This window comes from Neisseria sp. 27098_8_158, from assembly GCF_041433145.1.
GTDB lineage: Bacteria > Pseudomonadota > Gammaproteobacteria > Burkholderiales > Neisseriaceae > Neisseria > Neisseria subflava_E.
Genome location: NZ_JAPWAZ010000001.1, coordinates 549,681 through 568,577, shown reverse-complemented (window position 1 = coordinate 568,577; position 18,897 = coordinate 549,681). Strand labels below are relative to the sequence as shown.

At 51.2% G+C, this 18,897-nt stretch carries 14 protein-coding genes; 5 read left to right on the top strand and 9 right to left on the bottom strand.

Annotated features, from left to right (window positions below; all coding sequences use genetic code 11):
- The first annotated feature begins 49 nt into the window (after window positions 1-49).
- On the top strand, window positions 50-799 hold the full coding sequence (gene rlmB / locus O3681_RS02725) for a 23S rRNA (guanosine(2251)-2'-O)-methyltransferase RlmB (protein WP_004520319.1): 750 nt from the start codon (window positions 50-52) through the stop codon (window positions 797-799).
- Window positions 800-851: 52 nt separating this feature from the next.
- Here rlmB and O3681_RS02720 read toward each other — a convergent pair whose 3' ends face one another.
- The 3 genes from O3681_RS02720 to pdxH form a co-directional block, all read right to left on the bottom strand.
- Complete coding sequence (locus O3681_RS02720; protein ID WP_371459224.1) at window positions 852-2,444, bottom strand: von Willebrand factor type A domain-containing protein; 1,593 nt, start codon at window positions 2,442-2,444, stop codon at window positions 852-854.
- 251 nt (window positions 2,445-2,695) lie between these two features.
- Complete coding sequence (locus tag O3681_RS02715) at window positions 2,696-3,754, bottom strand: pseudouridine synthase (RefSeq protein WP_070838034.1); 1,059 nt, start codon at window positions 3,752-3,754, stop codon at window positions 2,696-2,698.
- Window positions 3,755-3,913: 159 nt separating this feature from the next.
- Window positions 3,914-4,546 carry a pyridoxamine 5'-phosphate oxidase gene (gene pdxH, locus O3681_RS02710; RefSeq protein WP_049335246.1) on the bottom strand — a complete coding sequence of 211 codons (633 nt, stop codon included), beginning with the start codon at window positions 4,544-4,546 and terminating at the stop codon, window positions 3,914-3,916.
- A gap of 110 nt (window positions 4,547-4,656) precedes the next feature.
- Between pdxH and dut the strand changes: the two genes are divergently transcribed.
- From dut to guaA, 3 genes are all read left to right on the top strand, one after another.
- Complete coding sequence (gene dut, locus O3681_RS02705) at window positions 4,657-5,109, top strand: dUTP diphosphatase (protein ID WP_003680707.1); 453 nt, start codon at window positions 4,657-4,659, stop codon at window positions 5,107-5,109.
- 186 nt (window positions 5,110-5,295) lie between these two features.
- Window positions 5,296-5,622 (top strand): hypothetical protein, encoded by a 327-nt coding sequence (locus O3681_RS02700; protein WP_371459223.1) that lies wholly within the window; start codon window positions 5,296-5,298, stop codon window positions 5,620-5,622.
- A gap of 148 nt (window positions 5,623-5,770) precedes the next feature.
- Window positions 5,771-7,336: a glutamine-hydrolyzing GMP synthase gene (gene guaA, locus O3681_RS02695; protein WP_003686344.1), complete on the top strand. Its 1,566-nt coding sequence runs from the start codon at window positions 5,771-5,773 to the stop codon at window positions 7,334-7,336.
- Window positions 7,337-7,407: 71 nt separating this feature from the next.
- On the opposite strand, the gene gloB is transcribed toward guaA, so the two are convergent.
- Window positions 7,408-8,157, bottom strand: coding sequence for a hydroxyacylglutathione hydrolase (gene gloB, locus O3681_RS02690; RefSeq protein WP_150540489.1), 750 nt, complete (start codon window positions 8,155-8,157; stop codon window positions 7,408-7,410).
- 23 nt (window positions 8,158-8,180) lie between these two features.
- Window positions 8,181-9,266: a DUF4238 domain-containing protein gene (locus O3681_RS02685; protein WP_150540488.1), complete on the bottom strand. Its 1,086-nt coding sequence runs from the start codon at window positions 9,264-9,266 to the stop codon at window positions 8,181-8,183.
- 310 nt (window positions 9,267-9,576) lie between these two features.
- Between O3681_RS02685 and O3681_RS02680 the strand changes: the two genes are divergently transcribed.
- Window positions 9,577-10,017, top strand: a complete 441-nt coding sequence (locus O3681_RS02680; protein WP_150540487.1) for a DUF6530 family protein — start codon at window positions 9,577-9,579, stop codon at window positions 10,015-10,017.
- A gap of 154 nt (window positions 10,018-10,171) precedes the next feature.
- On the opposite strand, the gene purL is transcribed toward O3681_RS02680, so the two are convergent.
- The 4 genes from purL to O3681_RS02660 form a co-directional block, all read right to left on the bottom strand.
- Window positions 10,172-14,068, bottom strand: a complete 3,897-nt coding sequence (gene purL, locus O3681_RS02675) for a phosphoribosylformylglycinamidine synthase (protein WP_371459222.1) — start codon at window positions 14,066-14,068, stop codon at window positions 10,172-10,174.
- A gap of 309 nt (window positions 14,069-14,377) precedes the next feature.
- Window positions 14,378-16,378, bottom strand: coding sequence for a DNA helicase Rep (rep, locus tag O3681_RS02670; RefSeq protein WP_371459221.1), 2,001 nt, complete (start codon window positions 16,376-16,378; stop codon window positions 14,378-14,380).
- Between the two features lie 92 nt (window positions 16,379-16,470).
- Entirely contained in the window at window positions 16,471-17,406 is a 936-nt protein-coding gene (locus tag O3681_RS02665) for a dihydroorotate oxidase (protein ID WP_371459220.1), read from the bottom strand.
- 226 nt (window positions 17,407-17,632) lie between these two features.
- A complete protein-coding gene (locus O3681_RS02660) occupies window positions 17,633-18,814 on the bottom strand; it encodes an acetylornithine/succinyldiaminopimelate transaminase (protein ID WP_371459219.1) in 1,182 nt (393 codons plus the stop codon).
- Window positions 18,815-18,897: the final 83 nt, after the last annotated feature.

The window sequence follows — 18,897 nt, the reverse complement described above, 5'->3', positions numbered from 1 at the left end:
GGCCTTACTTGTTATAATGGCCGTCTGAATTTTTTGATAAAGCAAAAACATGGCAAACCAACGACTCATCTATGGCTTTCACGCCGTCAATGCCCGTTTGTGGCAAAACCCGAAATCGATTACCGAACTCTATATCCAAGAGGGCAAATCCGATGCGCGCACCCGCGATGTATTGGATAAAGCGGCCTCTGAAAACGTGCGCGTGCATTTTGCCGATGCCGACCGCCTGAATGCCATCAGCAAAGGGGCGCGACATCAGGGCGTGGTCGGGTTTATCGATGCTTCCAAAAACCATGTTCACTTGGAAGATGTGTTGGAAAACCTGAGCGAACCGCCGTTTTTGCTGGTATTGGACGGCATTACCGATCCGCACAACCTCGGCGCGTGTCTGCGTACTGCCGATGCGATGGGCGTGCATGCCGTGATTGCGCCCAAAGACAAAAGTGCCGGCCTGAATGCGACCGTCAGCAAAGTTGCCTGTGGCGCGGCGGAAACCGTGCCGTATATTACCGTAACCAATCTTGCCCGTACTTTGCGTGAATTGAAAGAATACGGCATTTGGATTGTCGGCACGGACATGGGCGGCGACTCCGACCTTTACCACTGCGACCTGCCCGACAGCGTAGCTTGGGTAATGGGCAACGAAGGCGAAGGCATGCGCCGTCTGACGCGCGAACATTGCGATATGCTGGTATCGATTCCGATGTTTGGCACAGTTGAAAGTATGAATGTTTCCGTCAGCGCAGGCATGGTATTGAGCGAAACCCGCCGTCAACGCGTGTTGAAATCGGAAAAATAAAAAGTTTAATTAAAAGGCCGTCTGAATGTTTTTCAGACGGCCTTTTTCAGGTTTATTCTTTAACCAAAGGACCTGATTGCTTTTCGCTACCGGCGGCAATGCGAACTAATTGGAGAAATTCCGATTTCAGTTCAAACGGATCATCACCTTGGACTTGCTGTACCATTTTTTCAATGTCGCTCCAGCCAAGTTTGCCGTTGTATTCGCCGCCGCGCAGGGCTTGGGCATAGGAAGCTGCGGCAAGGGCGAGCAGGGTGTCTTTATCGGCTTGCTCCAGCGGTTTGCTACCAACGGGAATTGCGTGTTCCATCAGCTTGCTGTCTTTTTCCCCAGGCAGTTTGTAGCGTACTTTGACAAAGGCGTATTCGTTTTTACTGCCTTTGGCGGCCGGGGCTTTTTGATAGCGTGATTCGTTCAGCCAGCCGTTTTTGCCTGCCGGAATGATTTCATAAATGGCGGTCACGCTGTGGCCTGAGCCGATATCGCCCGCATCTACTTTGTCATTATTGAAGTCTTCATTGCGCAGGGTGCGGTTGGTGTAGCCGACCAAGCGGTATTCTTTGACGGTGGCAGGATTGAATTCGACTTGGATTTTGACATCTTGCGCAACGGTAGCCAGCGTGGAAGTCAGTTGTTGCTGTAGGACTTTTTTCGCTTCTTTTTCGTTGTCGATATAGCTGTAATTGCCGTCGCCTGCATCGGCAATTTGTTCCATCATGTCTTCGTTGTAATTGTCCGTACCGAAGCCTAGCGTACTGAGTGAAATACCGGTTTTACGTTTTTCAGCAACCATGGATTTGAGGGTTTCGGTATCAGATACGCCAACGTTAAAGTCGCCATCGGTCGCCAACAGGATACGGTTGATGCCGTTAGGTACAAAGGCTTTTTGCGCTTCTTCGTATGCCATGCGTAAAGCGGATTCGCCCGAAGTCGAGCCTGCGGCTTTCAGCTTGTCGATGGCCTTCAGGATGGTTTCTTTATCTGAACCTGATGTGGGCGGAAGCACCAGCTCTTCGCCTGATGAATAGGTAATCAGTGTAACCTTGTCCTGCGGGCGTAATTGTTGGGTCAAGATACGCAGCGTTTTTTGAACCAACGGAAGTTTATTTTCTTTATCCATACTGCCGGATACGTCCACGAGGAACACAAGATTGGCGGGCGGCAGGTCTTTCTTTGCCGTGTCTTGTGCCTGAATGCCGATTTTGATCAGCTTGGCTTCCGGTTGCCATGGAGAATCAATGGTTTCGGTGTGAACGGCAAATGGACGGTCGTCAGTAGGCAGTGGATAGTTATAAGGGAAGTAATTGACGATTTCCTCAATCCGTACAGCATCTTTAGGCGGCTGTTTGCCGCTGTTCAGAAATCGGCGGACGTTGGCGTAGCTGCCGGTATCGACATCGATGCTGAATGTGGAAACAGGTTCTTGAGCAACGGATTTAACCGGTTGATCGGGTTGGTCTTGGTAGCGTTCGGTGTTTTCTGTAAGAGACAGATTTTCTTCAGCAACGGCAGTAGCAGGCAATGCTGAGTCCGGTGCGCCATGAAGATTTTCGGTTGACGAGTCTGAACGGTCGAGCGGGCCGGAACACGCTGTCAAGGCTGCCAAAGTGATTATGGAAACGGTTTTCAGTAAGAAACGGGGCATGATTTAAGCTCCAGGGAAATATCACATGCTGATTATTAAAAGTGTTGATGGCAGTGTATTGGCAGAGTTAATGCTGGTGCTGAGTCACTTTTTTTGAATTTTAATGCGTAAATAGTGGGTTAAGTTTAAATCAGGACAAGGCGGAGCAATGCGGAACTGGTCTAAACTTAACCCACTATTTTTATGACTTTGGCAAGATTTTGTCGGGCTGAGATGATTTTGCAAAAGTCTGAGCCCCGATTTATCTTACATTAACTTTTCTTTCTGCGACGTTCGCCCGGCAGCAGCATATCTGCCCATTTGATGATGTTGGCAACTTCTGCCGGATTGAGCTCGTAGAACTGTCCGCGTTTGAGGCGGTTTGGCAGGCCGATGGGGCCGAAACCGACGCGGACGAGGCGGCTGACGGTCAGGCCTTGGCTTTCAAAAATGCGGCGTACTTCGCGGTTGCGGCCTTCTTTGATGACGACGTTGTACCATTTGTTTGCGCCTTCGCCGCCTTGTTCGTAGATGCGTTCGACTTTTGCCAAACCGTCTTCGAGCATCACGCCTTCTTCGGTCAGGACGCGCATTTGTTCGGTGGTCAACTCGCCCAATACGCGTACGGCGTATTCGCGCTCGACTTCAAAGCTGGGGTGGGCAAAGCGTTGGACCAGTTCACCTGAAGTGGTCAGAATCAAGAGGCCGCTGGTATTGATGTCCAAACGGCCGATGGCCACCCAGCGGCTGCTGGCTGCTTGCGGCAGGCGGTCGAAAATGCTGACTCGGCCTTGCGGGTCGTCGCGGGAAACGATTTCGCCTTCTTGTTTGTAGTAGAGGATGATGCGTGGCAGGCGGTCTGCCCATTTGAGTTTGATGATGCTGCCTTTGACGGTAACGTGGTCATCGGGGGTGACTTTGTCGCCCAGTTGGGCTACGCGGCCGTTGACCGTTACCCAGCCGTTGCTGATCCATTCTTCCATTTCGCGACGAGAGCCGACGCCGGAAGCGGCCAGGACTTTTTGCAGGCGCTCGGGTTCGAAGCGTGAAAGGTCGCTGCGGCGTTCTTTCAAATCGCGGGCGTGCTCCATGATTTTTTGGTTGGGGTTGCGGACCACCAGTTTTTTGGCTTTAGCAGCACGTTGTTTTGGCGCGGTATTTTGAGCTTTGGGGCCGTCTGAAACTTTTTGGCCGTAAGGTTTGCCTGATGTTTTGCGTTCGTCGTCTGGACGTTTTTTATTGGCAAAGGATTTGGCCGGTTTGGAAGGTTTTTTGGCGGTAGACGATACGCCGTCACGCCATTGGCGTTTGCTGGAAGGTTGTTTGGACATGATTTTTCCTAACTCGCTTGAAAAAGCGGTTCTTCTGCGGCAGTTGCGGCAGGGGTTGGATTGGGGGAAAAGGCCGTCTGAAAATCAGATTCAGACGGCCTGCTGATGAAAGGCTGTATTGTAACTCAACCAGTAAATTTTTGTTTGAAAATCCGAAAATTATGGCGAAAGGCGTTCGCGTATCCAGTTGCCGTCAACCAGGCGGTATTGGATGCGGTCGTGCAGGCGGCTCGGGCGGCCTTGCCAGAATTCGATGCGGTCGGGAATAACGAGGTATCCGCCCCAATGCGGCGGGCGGGGAACATGCAGGGGATGTTTGACACCGACGGCTGCGGCTTTGGCCACCAAAACGGCTTTGCTGGAAATCACTTCGCTTTGTTCGCTTGCCCATGCGCCGATACGGCTGGTGTAGGGGCGGCTTTCAAAATATTCGTCCGAAGCGGCGGCGTCGAGTTTTTCAATGCGTCCTTCAATGCGCACTTGGCGCTCGAGTTCCGGCCAGAAAAAGGTCATGGCGGCAAAGGGGTGTGCCGTATAGGAGCGGCCTTTACGGCTGTGGTAATTGGTAAAGAAAACAAAGCCTTTAGGATTGACTTCTTTTAGCAGCACCATGCGGCTGTTGGGTCTGCCGTCTTCACCCACGGCGGCAACGTTGACCGCGGTCGGCTCGTTGACTTCGGCGTGAATCGCTTCGTTCAGCCATTGCTCGAATTGGACAATCGGGTCGGCGTGGCATTCGGCTTCCGACAGTTCGCGTTTGCTGTAATCTTCGCGGATATTGTGCAGATCCATGATTTTTCTCCTTAGGTCTGACTGAATCATACTCCGTTTTTTCAGACGGCCTCAAGGGCATTGTGTATAATCGTAGCCCTTTCCAATATAGAACAATACGGAGTCCCGTCATGCAAACCGAAGTCGAACTGAAAATCTTAAATCCGAAAATGGCCGATTCCCTGCCTGCTTATGCAACGCCCGGTTCTGCCGGTTTGGACTTGCGTGCCTGCTTGGATGAAGCCGTCGTGTTGCAGCCGGGCGATGTGTATCTCGTGCCGACCGGTTTGGCGGTGCATTTGGCCAACCCTGCGTATGCAGCCGTTTTGTTGCCGCGTTCCGGTTTGGGTCATAAACACGGTATTGTTTTGGGCAATTTGGTCGGTTTGATTGACTCGGATTATCAAGGCGAATTGAAGGTTTCTCTGTGGAACCGTGGTAAAGAAGCGTTTACCATCGAGCCGATGGAGCGCATCGCGCAAATGGTGATTGTGCCGGTTGTCCAAGCTGCGTTTAAGGTTGTGGACGAGTTTGCCGCTAGCGAGCGCGGCGAAGGCGGATTCGGCAGCACCGGCAAAGCCTGATGATTTGAAAGGCCGTCTGAAACAGGATAAATTGAAATATTTGATTTCGGTTTGCCGTTGTTCAGACGGCCTTTTTGTTGTGCCAACCTTTGCATAATTACACACAAGATTGCATTTTTATATCTTGTCTGTATAACCGACGCACCCAATAATACAGGCCATCTGAAACCTTTACGGAGCGTTGTTATGTCCCGTCCCTCACTTTTTCTGCCTTTATTTTTGATTATCTTTGGTGCAGTTTGGTTTTTACGCGCCACGGATATTTTGCCTGCGACATCGACAATGATTGCCGGTGCATTAATTATTTTGGGCGTTGCCGTGTTAATTATGGACGGCATCAACAAACAGTCCATCGTCTCCGGCCCGATGCTGGTTTATATCGGTACAGCCATTTATCTGCACATGAGCTACTGGATTTACCTCTCGCCGTTATTGGCCATCGGCATGGTGGTGTTGGGTTGTCTGCTGTTGCTCTCGCGCAGCGATATGATTCCTGAGAAACACGCAAAATAGAAAGATGAGAGATTTGGGTTTTGCCCTATAAAGGCCGTCTGAACAATGGTATAATCCGCCGATTCAGACGGCCTTTTTTATTGTGGTTTAAATTTGAAATTTACCCTCCCGGCCGCACCGTTTTCTTACATTTTGCAAAGTTTCCGCCATGACCCAAGACAAAATCCTCATCCTCGACTTCGGCTCGCAAGTTACCCAGCTGATCGCCCGCCGCGTGCGCGAAGCCCACGTTTACTGCGAACTGCATTCTTTCGACATGCCTTTGGAAGAAATCAAAGCCTTCAATCCGAAAGGTATCATTCTCTCCGGCGGTCCTAATTCTGTTTACGAATCCGACTATCAAGCCGATACCGGTATTTTTGATTTGGGTATTCCGGTTTTGGGCATTTGTTACGGCATGCAATTTATGGCGCACCACTTGGGCGGCGAAGTTAGCCCGGGCAACCAACGCGAATTCGGTTATGCGCAAGTGAAAACCATCGACAGCGAGCTGACACGCGGCATTCAAGATGATGCGCCAAACACGCTCGACGTTTGGATGAGCCATGGCGATAAAGTTTCCAAACTGCCTACCGGCTTCTCTGTTATCGGAGATACGCCGTCTTGCCCGATTGCCATGATGGAAAACGCTGAGAAACAATTCTACGGCATCCAATTCCACCCTGAAGTGACCCACACCAAACAAGGCCGCGCGCTGTTGAACCGCTTTGTCTTGGATATTTGCGGCGCACAACCAAGCTGGACCATGCCGAACTACATCGAAGAAGCCGTTGCCAAAATCCGCGAACAAGTCGGCAGCGACGAAGTGATTTTAGGTTTGTCCGGCGGCGTGGACTCTTCCGTAGCGGCCGCGCTGATTCACCGCGCCATCGGCGACCAACTGACCTGCGTGTTTGTTGACCACGGTTTGTTGCGTTTGAACGAAGGTAAAATGGTGATGGACATGTTTGCCCGCAACTTGGGCGTACGCGTGATTCACGTTGATGCCGAAGAGCAGTTTTTGGCGAAACTTGCCGGCGTGACCGATCCGGAGAAAAAACGCAAAATCATCGGTGCGGAATTTATCGAAGTCTTTGACGCTGAGGAGAAAAAACTCACCAACGCCAAATGGTTGGCGCAAGGTACGATTTACCCTGACGTAATCGAATCTGCAGGTGCAAAAACCAAAAAAGCCCACGCCATCAAATCCCACCATAACGTCGGCGGCCTGCCTGAAAACATGAAGCTCAAGCTGCTTGAGCCTTTACGCGACTTGTTCAAAGACGAAGTGCGAGAATTGGGCGTTGCTTTGGGTCTGCCGCGTGAAATGGTGTACCGTCATCCGTTCCCGGGCCCGGGTTTGGGCGTGCGTATCTTGGGCGAAGTGAAAAAAGAATACGCCGACTTGCTCCGTCAGGCAGACGATATTTTCATTCAAGAATTGCGCAATACTACCGATGAAAACGGCACATCTTGGTACGACCTGACCAGCCAAGCCTTTGCCGTATTCCTGCCTGTGAAATCCGTCGGCGTGATGGGCGACGGCCGTACTTACGATTACGTCGTAGCTTTGCGTGCCGTGATTACCAGCGACTTTATGACTGCGCACTGGGCAGAACTGCCATACTCGCTGCTTGGCCGCGTGTCCAACCGCATCATCAACGAAGTCAAAGGCATCAACCGCGTGGTTTATGATGTCAGCGGTAAACCGCCTGCCACGATTGAATGGGAATAATCCCTAAATAATAAAGGCCGTCTGAACAGATATTGTTCAGACGGCCTTTATTATTTAGGGATTAAGCCCAATTAAAATTGATTTTTCAATTCACGCAAAGCGGCGAAGACTTCGAGTTCGCTGTTTAATTTTCGTCCGCTCAATTCTTCGGCGCGTGCCTGAACTTGGGGCAGGTGTACGCGGAAAAACGGATTGACTTTGCGTTCGTGCGCCAGGCTGACAGGCAGTGTCGGCGTGTGTTCGGCTGCGGCCAAGGCAGTCTGAATGTCGGTGTTGTCCGGCTCGATGTGCTGGGCAAAGCGCAGATTGGAGGCGGTATATTCGTGCGCCGGATAAAACAGCGTTTCTTCGGGCAGCTGGTTGAATCGGTGGAAGCTGTCGTAAAGCTGCTCGATTGTGCCGGTAAATACGCGGCCGCAACCGGCGGAGAACAAGGTATCGCCGCAGAAAACGTGCAGGCCGTCTGAATTTTCCAACAGATAGCTGATGTGGCGGTTGGTATGGCCAGGGGTCGCCCAAACGGTAACCAAGCCTTCGCCAAACGGGAACTGCGTACCTGCTGTGACGGTATGCGTCGCCACGTCGATGTCGCTTTCGCCATAGATTGGGGATTCTAAGAAGCCGTTGTGCAGCGCTTTTGCGCCGCCGATATGGTCATGATGGGGATGGGTAATCCATGTTTGTGCCAGCATCAAGTGGTTGTGCACAAGGAATTTTAAGACCGGCGTGGCATCGGACGGATCGACGCAGACGGCATGGTTGCCTTCTTGAATCATCCAGATGTAGTTGTCGTTTAGGGCTTGGATTGGTGTGATTTTCATATGCTTTCTTCTGGTTTGGGGTTTCAGACGGCCTCTAAATAATCTTTAATATTCGGGCTTTGGCCGAACACGGCTTCATGGGCTTGCTGGATGCACAATCGGTTGAACAGCAATCTTTGGGTTTGGTCGCCGTCGATAATCCGCACTTGGCCTTGCAGTTTGGGCGCATCGTGATGAAAGGTATTTTTAAACGCGTGCCAACGGTCGGTTTGCAGATGGACGATGGCAAACATATCGTGCGAAATATTGACGCCGACGCTCAATAGCTTGGCCGAGGCTTGCAGGCAGAAACTGCTGTCGCCAAACAGGCACAGCCCCGTGTTTTCCAGATAGCGGAACAATTCGATTTTCACTGCTTCGGGTTCGGCAAAGATATTGCAAAACAGCCGTTCAAACAACGACGGCTGCGCCACGCCTTCGCTCAACATACCGTAAAGCCCGCCCAGCCAATCGACATAGCCGAGAAAAGTGAAACGGTAGTCCTGCATAATGGCTTCGATGCGCTTGGGGTCGCGTTTGCTGATCAAGCGGACAAATTCAAAACCGACTTCCGGCAGCCGCGCCCGAAGTGTTTGGTGCAGGCGGTGGGCAAACAGATTTTTATGGTTGTGCGGATTGCGCAGAATACCGAGGAATTTCAGCCGCAATATCCGCCACAAGGCATCCGGTACTTTGACGGTATCGGCATTTGCCGTAGGTGTTTTCAGACGGCCTGCAGGCAGGGTGCGCAGATGGTCGCAGGCATCTTCGTAGCCGCTTTCATGACGGTTGAACCAGCTTTCCAGATTGTATTGGTTGGCGGAGTCTTCGACAAAGGTCAGCGTATAGAGGTTTTTCGCCGCCAAGTTGCCGATGATGTTGACGCTTATCGCTTCGCTGCGGTTTTGTTCTTTGCCGCGGGCTTTTTCGCCAGGATGGAACATGGACAAAGGCAGCTTGTAAACATTCTGATTCTGCGGGCTAACCTGCGGATTATGCGCATGCTGCCGCTGCTCGGTCTGGGCGACGAAGTGGTGTTCCTTCGTCGGATTCGCGGTCAATAGGGCGTAAGGCTTTTCGCCGCATTCGGGAAATTCGCAATCACTGAGGATAAAGGCTTGTCGAGTCATAATGTCGGGAAAGGCCGTCTGAATATGTCGATTATAGTTTAAAAGAGGGAATTATACAGAATGATGCTTCTGCTTGCAGAATACGCTAATAGGAATCCAAAAAACACTTCGCCGCCGTCATTCCAGCCTGCACGGGAATGACGGCGGTCAAGGTGTCCTGTCTCTCTTTAAACCACTATAAAAGCTCACCTGAAAAAAATAATTTAATATTTTTACTAACTTACTTACTAAGTAGGTTAGTAGGCGTTGTAGTAATAAAATTGCTTTAGTATAATACAAATTCATAAATTAACCTGCTATGGAGGCACTAATGGATATACCTACTCATTTGAACCACCGCCCTATTATTAAATGGGAAAACTATTCTAAAGTAGATGGACGTTTTGCAAATGATGAAGATGCACAAGGCTTATCAGTCGGCGTAGCGCAATGGAATAGTTCTGATGAGAACAAACCTGATATTTCGGTTAAAGTATGGCGACATACTGGTGAGAGATGGTCGCGCCAATCTGAAGAAATTCCACCACACCGCCTTGTTGATATGACTAGTTTGTTATGCTCAGCTTTGATGTATGTAAGAAACGATAAGTTATTAAGTGATGAATCTTTCAATATTACCAGGAGTCAGGACGCTATATTGTTAGAACAGCTAAAAGAAGGGTTACAAAAAGAAGAACCTTTTCTTGAATCTTCATTACTCCGTTTGGCCAAAATGTTAAAACAATTAGGCTATTGTGATAAATTGAAATAAGAAGAAGCCATGCTATTATCTCCGTACAGACAGAAATAACGGCAGTTAACGCAAAAGAATGAATAAAGGTCGTCTGAAAACGAATTATAGCAGAATCCGCTAAATCGTTTTCAGACGACCTTTTCTTTAAAGCCGAATCAAATCAGCCTGCCGGTTAACCCAAAGCCTTCCTTGTACCGGCAAAGAGGCGGTACCAGCCGGACAATTCCGTCCAGTCTTCCGGTTTCCAGCTCATTTGTGCGGCGCGGTACACGCGTTCCGGATGCGGCATCATGATGGTCACGCGGCCGTCGGCGTTGGTCACACCGGCGATGCCTTGTGGCGAGCCGTTAGGGTTGAGCGGATAAGTTTGGGTCACTTGGTTTTGTCCGTCGACATATTGCAGCGCGATGCCCAAATCGGCAGAAATGTTGCCGCCGTGAAGCGCGAAGTCGGCGTGGCCTTCGCCGTGGCTGACCACGACGGGCAGGCTGGAGCCTTGCATTTCGTTCAGAATCAGCGATGCGGATTTTGGAACATGAACCATACTCAGGCGCGCTTCAAACTGTTCGCTCAGGTTGCGTTTGAATTTAGGCCATGCCTCTGCGCCCGGGATAATCTCGGCAAGGTTGCTGACCATTTGACAGCCGTTGCACACGCCCAATGTCAGCGTGTTCGGATCGGCAAAGAAGGCGGCAAATTGGTCGCGCAGAGCAGGGTGGAACAGAATCGATTTCGCCCAGCCTTCGCCTGCACCGAGTACGTCGCCGTAGCTGAAGCCGCCGCACGCCGCCAGCATTTTGAAGTCGGCAAGGTGGACGCGGCCTGCCATCAGGTCGGACATATGCACGTCGTAGGCATCGAATCCGGCGCGGGTGAAGGCGGCGGCCATTTCGATTTGTCCGTTTACACCCTGTTCGCGCAGGATGGCGATTTTAGGTTTCTCGCCGCTGTTGATAAACGGCGCGGCGATGTCTTCGTTTACATCAAACTTCACGTCGGCAAACAATGCGCTGCGTTCGTTGTCGTCAATCAGGGCAAACTCGCTGTCGGCGCAGGCAGGGTTGTCGCGCAGGCGTTGGATGGCGTGGCTGGTTTCCTGCCATGCGCGTTGTAGGTCGGCGCGGTTTTGTTCCAATACGATGCCTGCTTGGTTACGGATAACGATTTTCTCGTCAGTACCGATGGTCGCAACGGTATGCAGTGCCAAATCAGCTTCTTTAAACAAGGCTTCTACGGCCGCTACATCTTGTTTGGCAATTTGAATCACTGCGCCCAGCTCTTCATTGAATAATGCGCAAATGCTGGCTTCGTTGGCATCGGCTTGGTTGGTAACCAGCGAGGTCAAATCCACATTGACGCCGATGCGGCCTGCAAACGCCATTTCTACCAAAGCGGCAAACAAGCCGCCGTCGCTGCGGTCATGGTACGCCAAGAGTTTGTCTTCGGCGACAAGCTGTTGAATCACGTTGTAAAACGCTTTCAGACGGCCTGTATCGTCTAAATCAGGCGCGTCGCCGGTCATATTGTTGTAAACCTGACCGAATGCAGAGCCGCCCATGCGCGCTTTGCCGTTGCCCAAGTCAACCAGCAGCAATACGCTGTCTTCGACGTTTTTTAATTCAGGCGTAACAGTCTTGCGTACGTCTTCCACCGGCGCAAACGCCGAAATAATCAGGCTTAAAGGCGAAACCACGGATTTTTGTGCGCCGTTATCCTGCCATACGGTTTTCATCGACAGGCTGTCTTTACCCACCGGAATGCTCAAATCCAATGCCTGACAGGCTTTGGAAACGGCTTCGACGGTGCGGTAGAGTTTTTCGTCTTCGCCTTCGTTACCGCACGCAGCCATCCAGTTGGCGGAGAGTTTGATGTTGCCGATGTCGCCGATATTGACCGCAGCGATGTTGGTGATGGCTTCGCCGACGCACATTCTGCCCGAAGCAGGCGCGTCAAACAGGGCGACGGTTGGTTTTTCGCCCATAGACATCGCTTCGCCGCGATAGGTATTGAAGCCCATCATGGTTACGGCGCAGTCGGCTACGGGGGTTTGGTATTTGCCGACCATTTGGTCGCGGTGGGTCATGCCGCCGACGCTGCGGTCGCCGATGGTAATCAGGAAGTTTTTGGCGGCTACGGTAGGCAGGCGCAAAACGCGGTAGGCGGCTTCGGTAATGTCAATATCGCCGGCGTTAAACGGTTTTTCAGACGGCGTAACTGTTTTGTCGGTACGCGTGGTTTTGGGCGGTTTGCCGAGCAAAACGTTCAACGGCAAATCGACAGGATTGTTGGAGAACAAGTCGTCGCGCACTTTCAAATGGCCGTCGTCGGTCGCCGTGCCGATTACGGCAAACGGGCAGCGTTCGCGTTCGCAGATGGCGCGGAAGGTCTCCAAATCTTTTTCCAAAATCGATAACACATAACGTTCTTGCGATTCGTTACACCAAATCTGCAACGGATTGAGGCCATGTTCTTCCAGCGGTACTTCACGCAGCTTGAATACCGCGCCGCGTCCGGCATCGTTGACGAGCTCGGGGAAGGCGTTGGACAAGCCGCCTGCGCCGACGTCGTGAATGGAGATAATCGGGTTCTTATCGCCGAGCTGCCAGCAGCGGTCGATCACTTCTTGCGCGCGACGTTCGATTTCGGGATTGCCGCGTTGGACGGAGTTGAAGTCCAAAGACGCATCGTTCGTGCCGGTATTCATGGAAGAAGCCGCGCCACCGCCTAAACCGATAAGCATACCCGGGCCGCCCAGTTGGATCAGCAATGCGCCTTCGGGGATTTCGTCTTTGTGTGTTTGCTGCGCCTGAATGCTGCCCAAGCCGCCGGCAATCATAATCGGTTTGTGATAGCCGCGAACCTGACCGTCGAACTTCTCTTCAAAAGTGCGGAAGTAGCCCAAGAGGTTCGGGCGGCCGAATTCGTTGTTGAATGCCGCGCCGCCGATCGGGCCTTCAATCATGATGTCTAAAGGAGAAGCAATATGGCCGGGTTTGCCGTAGGCTTGTTCCCAAGGCTGCTCCAGGCCCGGAATATTCAGGTTGGAGACGGTAAAGCCGGTCAAGCCTGCTTTCGGACGTGAGCCTTTGCCTGTTGCGCCTTCGTCGCGGATTTCGCCGCCCGCGCCCGTCGCCGCACCCGCAAACGGCGCGATGGCGGTCGGGTGGTTGTGTGTTTCCACCTTCATGATGATATGGGTGTCTTCTTCGTGGAAACGGTAGCCTTGGTTTTCCGCCGCATTCGGATAGAAACGCTCGACTTTTGCGCCTTCGATCACGGACGAATTGTCTTTATAGGCAACGACTGTGCCTTCGGGATGCGCATTGTGCGTATCGCGTATCATGCCGAAAAGGGATTTCGGCTGTTTTTCGCCGTTGAGGATGAAGTCGGCGTTGAAGATTTTGTGGCGGCAGTGTTCGCTGTTTGCCTGAGCGAACATCATCAATTCAACATCGGACGGATTGCGGTTTAAAACTTGGTAGTTTTCGACCAGATAATCGATTTCGTCGGCTGAAAGTGCCAAACCCATTTCGGTATTGGCTTTGACCAATGCCTCTTTACCGCCGCCCAATACATCTACGCTGGAGAAGGTTTCCGATTGGATGTGGTGGAACAGTTGCGCCGCTGCATCGATGTCGGTCAACACGCTTTCGGTCATGCGGTCGTGCAATAGGGCTGCCCATTGTTGTTTTTGCCCGTCGGTAAGCGCACCTTCCAACCATACGGCCATGCCGCGTTCAATACGCTCAATGCCTTCCAAACCGCAGTTTTCGGCGATATTGGTCGCCTTGGAAGCCCACGGCGAAATCGTACCCAAACGGGGCGTTACCAAAAATAAATGCAAGCCCTCGCGCGCTTTGGGCGTTTGTTCAACGCTTTGCGCTGCCAGTAAGGCTTGCAGTTTTTCGACTGTCGCGGCATCAAGTGCTTTTTCGCTACCGACAAAATACCAAAATTCGCTGCTTAATTTGACTTCGGGCAGGCCGAGTGCGGCTGCTTTTTGAAAGAGTTTTTCAACACGGAAATCGGAAAGGGCGGTTACACCGCGCAAGGGCAGAACAACAGACATGGATTCAGCTCACAAAATGCAGTTGGGGAATCCATTATTATACCTGAAAAATGCGATTTTGCTTGTGAATTTATACTTCAAGTGTTGACAATTTTTGCTTATAAATTGAAGGGAAATGGAGCAATCGTGTCGCTTGATTTTTTTATTTTGTACCTGATTATTCGATTATTTTTGTTTATTTTTGAAGAATCGGGAGGAATGGGAAATAGATGGGCATAAAGGTATAAAGTAAAAAATTATTTTATTGTTGACTTTGACATTTTGCTGACAATAAGGCCGTCTGAAAGGTTGCTTTCAGATGGCCTTGCTTTATCCTTTTCTTTTGTTTCCCAGCATATCCAGCAAACCCGCCAGATTGCTTTTCCCTTCTTCCTTGCTCACAATCGGCTCGCCGCCTTTGCGGCCTAAAATCTTGATGTCTTCCTGCGGCATTTCGTCTATGAAGCGGCTCGGCTCGGGGAACTGCCATGTGCCTTGCTTTTTGCGTTTGAGGCAGTGGGTCAGTGTAAGCTGGCGTTTGGCGCGGGTAATGCCGACGTACATCAGGCGGCGTTCTTCTTCGACATTGTCTTCTTCTATGCTGTCATTATGCGGCAAGATACCTTCTTCGCAACCGACAAGGAAAACGTAGGGGTATTCCAAACCTTTGGAAGCGTGCAGGGTGGAAAGTTTGACGGCATCGACTTCTTCTTCACTTTTGCCTTCCAAAAGCGTCATCAGGGCGATGGTTTGGGCAAGCTCGATGATGTTTTTGCCGTCTTGCTCGCCTTTGCGTTCCAGCCAGCCAGTCAGGTCGGTAACGTTGCGCCATTTGATTTCGCCTGCTTTGCCTTCTTCGTTTGCCAACAGGTGGTTTTCGTAGTCGATTTCTCTCAGCAGGTTATGGATAAGCTCGCCTGCTTCGCTGATTTCGGCTTTGGCGCGGTAGTTTTCAATCATATCCATGAAGGCTTGCAGGTGTTGGCGGTTGGTATTGTTCAACAGGGCAAGCGCTTCTTCGGTTTGCGCGGCTTCATATAGGCTGCATTCGTGTTCGTGCGCGTAGGTGTTGAGTTTGCCCAGCGTGACGTCGCCGATACCGCGTTTGGGCGTGGTCACGGCGCGCAGGAAGGCGGGATCGTCGTTGGGATTGGCAAGCAGGCGCAAATAGGACAAAACGTCTTTGATTTCGGCTTTGTCGAAAAAACTCTGCCCGCCGGAGAGTTGATAAGGAACGCGCGCGCTGCGCAAGGCTTCTTCAAAAATTCGCGCTTGATGGTTGCCACGGTATAACACGGCGAAATCGGCGTATTGGGTTTTGTCGCCGCCGACCAGCTTCTGCTTGACGATTTGGCTGACAACCCAGTCGGCTTCGTGCTGCTCGCTTTGACAGGCAACGACCTTGACGATTTCGCCTTCGCCGAACTGCGACCAAAGTTTTTTGGTGAACAGCTTGGGGTTGTTTTCAATCACTTTGTTGGCGATTTTAAGAATCCGCGCGGTGGAGCGGTAGTTTTGCTCCAGCTTGATGACTTTCATCTGTGGATAGTCTTCCTGCATTTTACGCAGGTTTTCCATGTTTGCGCCGCGCCATGCGTAGATGGACTGGTCGTCATCGCCGACAGCGGTAAACATGCCTTCCGCGCCGGTCAGAAGCTTCATCAGGGTGAATTGGCAGGTGTTAGTGTCTTGGCATTCATCAACCAGCAGATAACGCAGCCGCCGCTGCCATTTATTGCGCACTTCGCTGTTTTGCTGCAACAGCACGGCGGGCAGGCGGATTAAGTCGTCGAAGTCCACCGCCTGATAGCTTTGCAGGGTTTCCTGATAACTTGCATAGACGCGCGCTGTTTGTTGTTCCCACACATTAGAGGCCGTCTGAACGACATCTTCAGGCGTTTTTAGATCGTTTTTCCACAGGGAAATTTGGTGTTGCGCTTTGAATATGGCTTCTTTGCCCGTACCGCCCAAAAGCTCACCGATGATTTTGGCGCTGTCGGTAGAGTCGAGGATGGAAAAGTTTTTTTTGTAACCGATTTGGTTCGCCTCTTCGCGCAAAATCTTCATACCCAAAGAGTGGAACGTACAAATCGTCAGCCCGCGCGTTTGCGACTTGGGCAGCATTTTGGCAACGCGTTCCTGCATTTCCGTGGCGGCTTTATTGGTGAAGGTAATCGCGGCAACGGTATGCGGCAGATAGCCGACGTTGACAATCAAATGTTTGATTTTTTGCGTAATCACGCCGGTTTTACCGCTGCCTGCGCCGGCAAGGACGAGCAGGGGGCCGCCAAGATATTTGACCGCGGCTTGCTGTTGGGGGTTGAGTTTCATTGAAGGGGAAGACGGGTAATGTGGGGAGCACAATTATACAACAAGGCCGTCTGAAATTTTCAGACGGCCTTGGGCGTTTTTTAGAGTAAACCTTATGCAAAATATTTCAATTTGCCTTTGAAGTCTTCTATTTTTTCATAGCCTTTTTGCGCCATGATGGCTTTTAATTCAAGGGAAACCCGTTCAAAAATGTCTACGCCTTGCTGGTGTAGCGCCGTGCCGATCTGCACCATGCTTGCGCCGCACAAGATGTGTTCAAATGCATCACGGCCGCTGTAAACGCCGCCTGTTCCGATGACTTGGATAGACGGATCCAGTCTTTGATAGAACGCGTGGACATTGGCGAGCGCAGTCGGTTTGATGTATTCGCCGCCTATGCCGCCGAAGCCGTTTTTCGGGCGGATGACGACGGATTCGTCTTCAATATACATGCCGTTGCCGATGGAGTTGACACAGTTGACGAATTTTAGGGGATAGCGGTTGAACACTTTCGCTGCTTGATCGAAATGGGCAATATCAAAATACGGCGGCAGTTTGATGCCCAATGGCTTGTCGAAGTAGGTAAAGGCATTATCCAAAATTATCTCGGTTGTTTCAAAATCATAGGCGATTTGCGGTTTGCCGGCGACGTTTGGGCAGGATAGGTTGAGTTCGGTAATGCCGTTGAACCCGCTGTTTTGCACCTTTTCCAACAGGATATGTGTTTCGCCAGGCGACAGACCGACCAGTGATAGGATAAATGTCCGTTCCGGCTGAGACTCTTGAAGGGTAAGCAGGTAATCCAGATAGTAATCAATGCCTTGATTCGGCAAACCCATCGAATTGATGCTGCCGAGAGGCACGTCCCGATAACGCGGCTCGGGGTTGCCTTGACGAGGGGTAAGCGTTGCAGTCTTGGTAATGAAAGTGCCTGCCGAAGACTGTCTGACCGCTTCCAATTCCTCAACAGTCATACATGACACACCTGCCGCATTCATCAGACAGTTGTCAAAAGAAAAACCGGCAATTTGGGTTTTCAACGATACCATCTCCTGCTCCTTTTCTTCGTAAAATCAAATTGTTTGCAAAGCGTAACACGAAGAGGCGGTACGATTTTTAACAAACATCAAATGACAAAGCATGTAGGCGGATGTTGTTTTCAATATTGAAAAAAGGCCGTCTGAAAAACTCAAACGGTCTTTCAGACGGCCTTTACTATATGGCATCAATTAGGAATAAAAGCTGTCGGCTGATTTGGAAATTGGGTTTTAAAAATCAGGCCAACCATTCGGCCAAGGACGCTTCAAAACGTTTCAAGCCTTCGGCCATGTCTTCATCGTTCAGCAGCAGGCTGGGGGCGAAGCGCACCACATTGGCGCCGGCAACCAGTACCATCAATCCGTGTTTCAAAGCGGCGGCGGTGATTTCCGATGCCTTGCCTGCGTATTCGTCTGCCAACACGCAGCCGAGCAGTAGGCCCATGCCGCGGACTTCTTTAAATACGCCGGTCTTTTCGCCTATTTCACGCAAGGCCGTCTGAAGTTTTTGGCCTTGTTGCTGAACGTGTGCCAATGTTTCGGGCGCATTGATGATGTCAAATGCACGGCTGCCGACCGCACACGCCATCGGATTGCCGCCAAAGGTCGAGCCATGTGTTCCGGGGCCGAAGGTTGGGGCGATTTTATCGGTAGTCAGTATCGCGCCAATCGGGAAACCACAACCCAAGGCTTTGGCGGAGCTGATGATGTCGGGTGTAATGCCGTAATGCTCGTAGGCAAACAGTTTGCCTGTATGGCCCATGCCGGTTTGCACTTCGTCCAAAATGAGCAAGGCGCCGTGTTTGTCACATAAACGGCGTGCGGCTTGCAGGTATTCTTGGGTGGCAGGCAGGATGCCACTTTCACCTTGAATCGGCTCGATAATTACGGCACAGGTTTTGTCGCCGACGGCGGCTTCCAATGCGGCAATATCATTAAATGGAACATGGGTAATATCTGACGGCAGCGGCGCGTAGTCTTTGCTGTATTTGGGCTGGCCGCCGACGGATACGGTAAACAGGGTGCGGCCGTGGAAGCTGTTGAGGCAGGAGATGATTTCAGTTTTGTGTTCTTCAAAATGATCGCGACCGTATTTGCGCGCCAGTTTCAGCGCGGCTTCATTGGCTTCTGCGCCGGAATTGCAGAAAAACACTTTGTCGGCAAAGGTGTTTTCGACCAGTTTTTTGGCCAATTCTTGCGCCGGTTGGGTAGTGTAGATATTAGAAATGTGCCAGAGTTTTTGCGATTGTTCGGCCAAGGTTGCGACCAAATCGGGATGACAATGACCCAGCGCATTCACAGCAATACCGCCTGACAGGTCAATGTATTCTCGTCCTTCGGTATCCCAAACCCGGTTGCCGAGCGCGCGTTCCGGAATCATGGGGGCGAATGAGAAATTGGGCGTCAGGTAGTTTTGCATTTTCTTTTCCTTTTGATATTGTCAACAATCTCTTGAATTATGCGCCTATTAATTCAGAGATTCAATATGGCAATCAGGCCGTC

Bases quoted from the DNA above. Each gene is read 5' to 3' on its own strand.
- dut (WP_003680707.1), top strand. From the start codon at position 4,657: ATGCAAACCGAAGTCGAACTGAAAATCTTAAATCCGAAAATGGCCGAT.
- O3681_RS02680 (WP_150540487.1), top strand. From the start codon at position 9,577: ATGGATATACCTACTCATTTGAACCACCGCCCTATTATTAAATGGGAA.
- O3681_RS02685 (WP_150540488.1), bottom strand. From the start codon at position 9,266: ATGACTCGACAAGCCTTTATCCTCAGTGATTGCGAATTTCCCGAATGC.
- O3681_RS02720 (WP_371459224.1), bottom strand. From the start codon at position 2,444: ATGCCCCGTTTCTTACTGAAAACCGTTTCCATAATCACTTTGGCAGCC.
- O3681_RS02665 (WP_371459220.1), bottom strand. From the start codon at position 17,406: ATGGTATCGTTGAAAACCCAAATTGCCGGTTTTTCTTTTGACAACTGT.
- O3681_RS02715 (WP_070838034.1), bottom strand. From the start codon at position 3,754: ATGTCCAAACAACCTTCCAGCAAACGCCAATGGCGTGACGGCGTATCG.
- rlmB (WP_004520319.1), top strand. From the start codon at position 50: ATGGCAAACCAACGACTCATCTATGGCTTTCACGCCGTCAATGCCCGT.
- gloB (WP_150540489.1), bottom strand. From the start codon at position 8,157: ATGAAAATCACACCAATCCAAGCCCTAAACGACAACTACATCTGGATG.
- O3681_RS02700 (WP_371459223.1), top strand. From the start codon at position 5,296: ATGTCCCGTCCCTCACTTTTTCTGCCTTTATTTTTGATTATCTTTGGT.
- O3681_RS02660 (WP_371459219.1), bottom strand. From the start codon at position 18,814: ATGCAAAACTACCTGACGCCCAATTTCTCATTCGCCCCCATGATTCCG.
- rep (WP_371459221.1), bottom strand. From the start codon at position 16,378: ATGAAACTCAACCCCCAACAGCAAGCCGCGGTCAAATATCTTGGCGGC.
- purL (WP_371459222.1), bottom strand. From the start codon at position 14,068: ATGTCTGTTGTTCTGCCCTTGCGCGGTGTAACCGCCCTTTCCGATTTC.
- guaA (WP_003686344.1), top strand. From the start codon at position 5,771: ATGACCCAAGACAAAATCCTCATCCTCGACTTCGGCTCGCAAGTTACC.
- pdxH (WP_049335246.1), bottom strand. From the start codon at position 4,546: ATGGATCTGCACAATATCCGCGAAGATTACAGCAAACGCGAACTGTCG.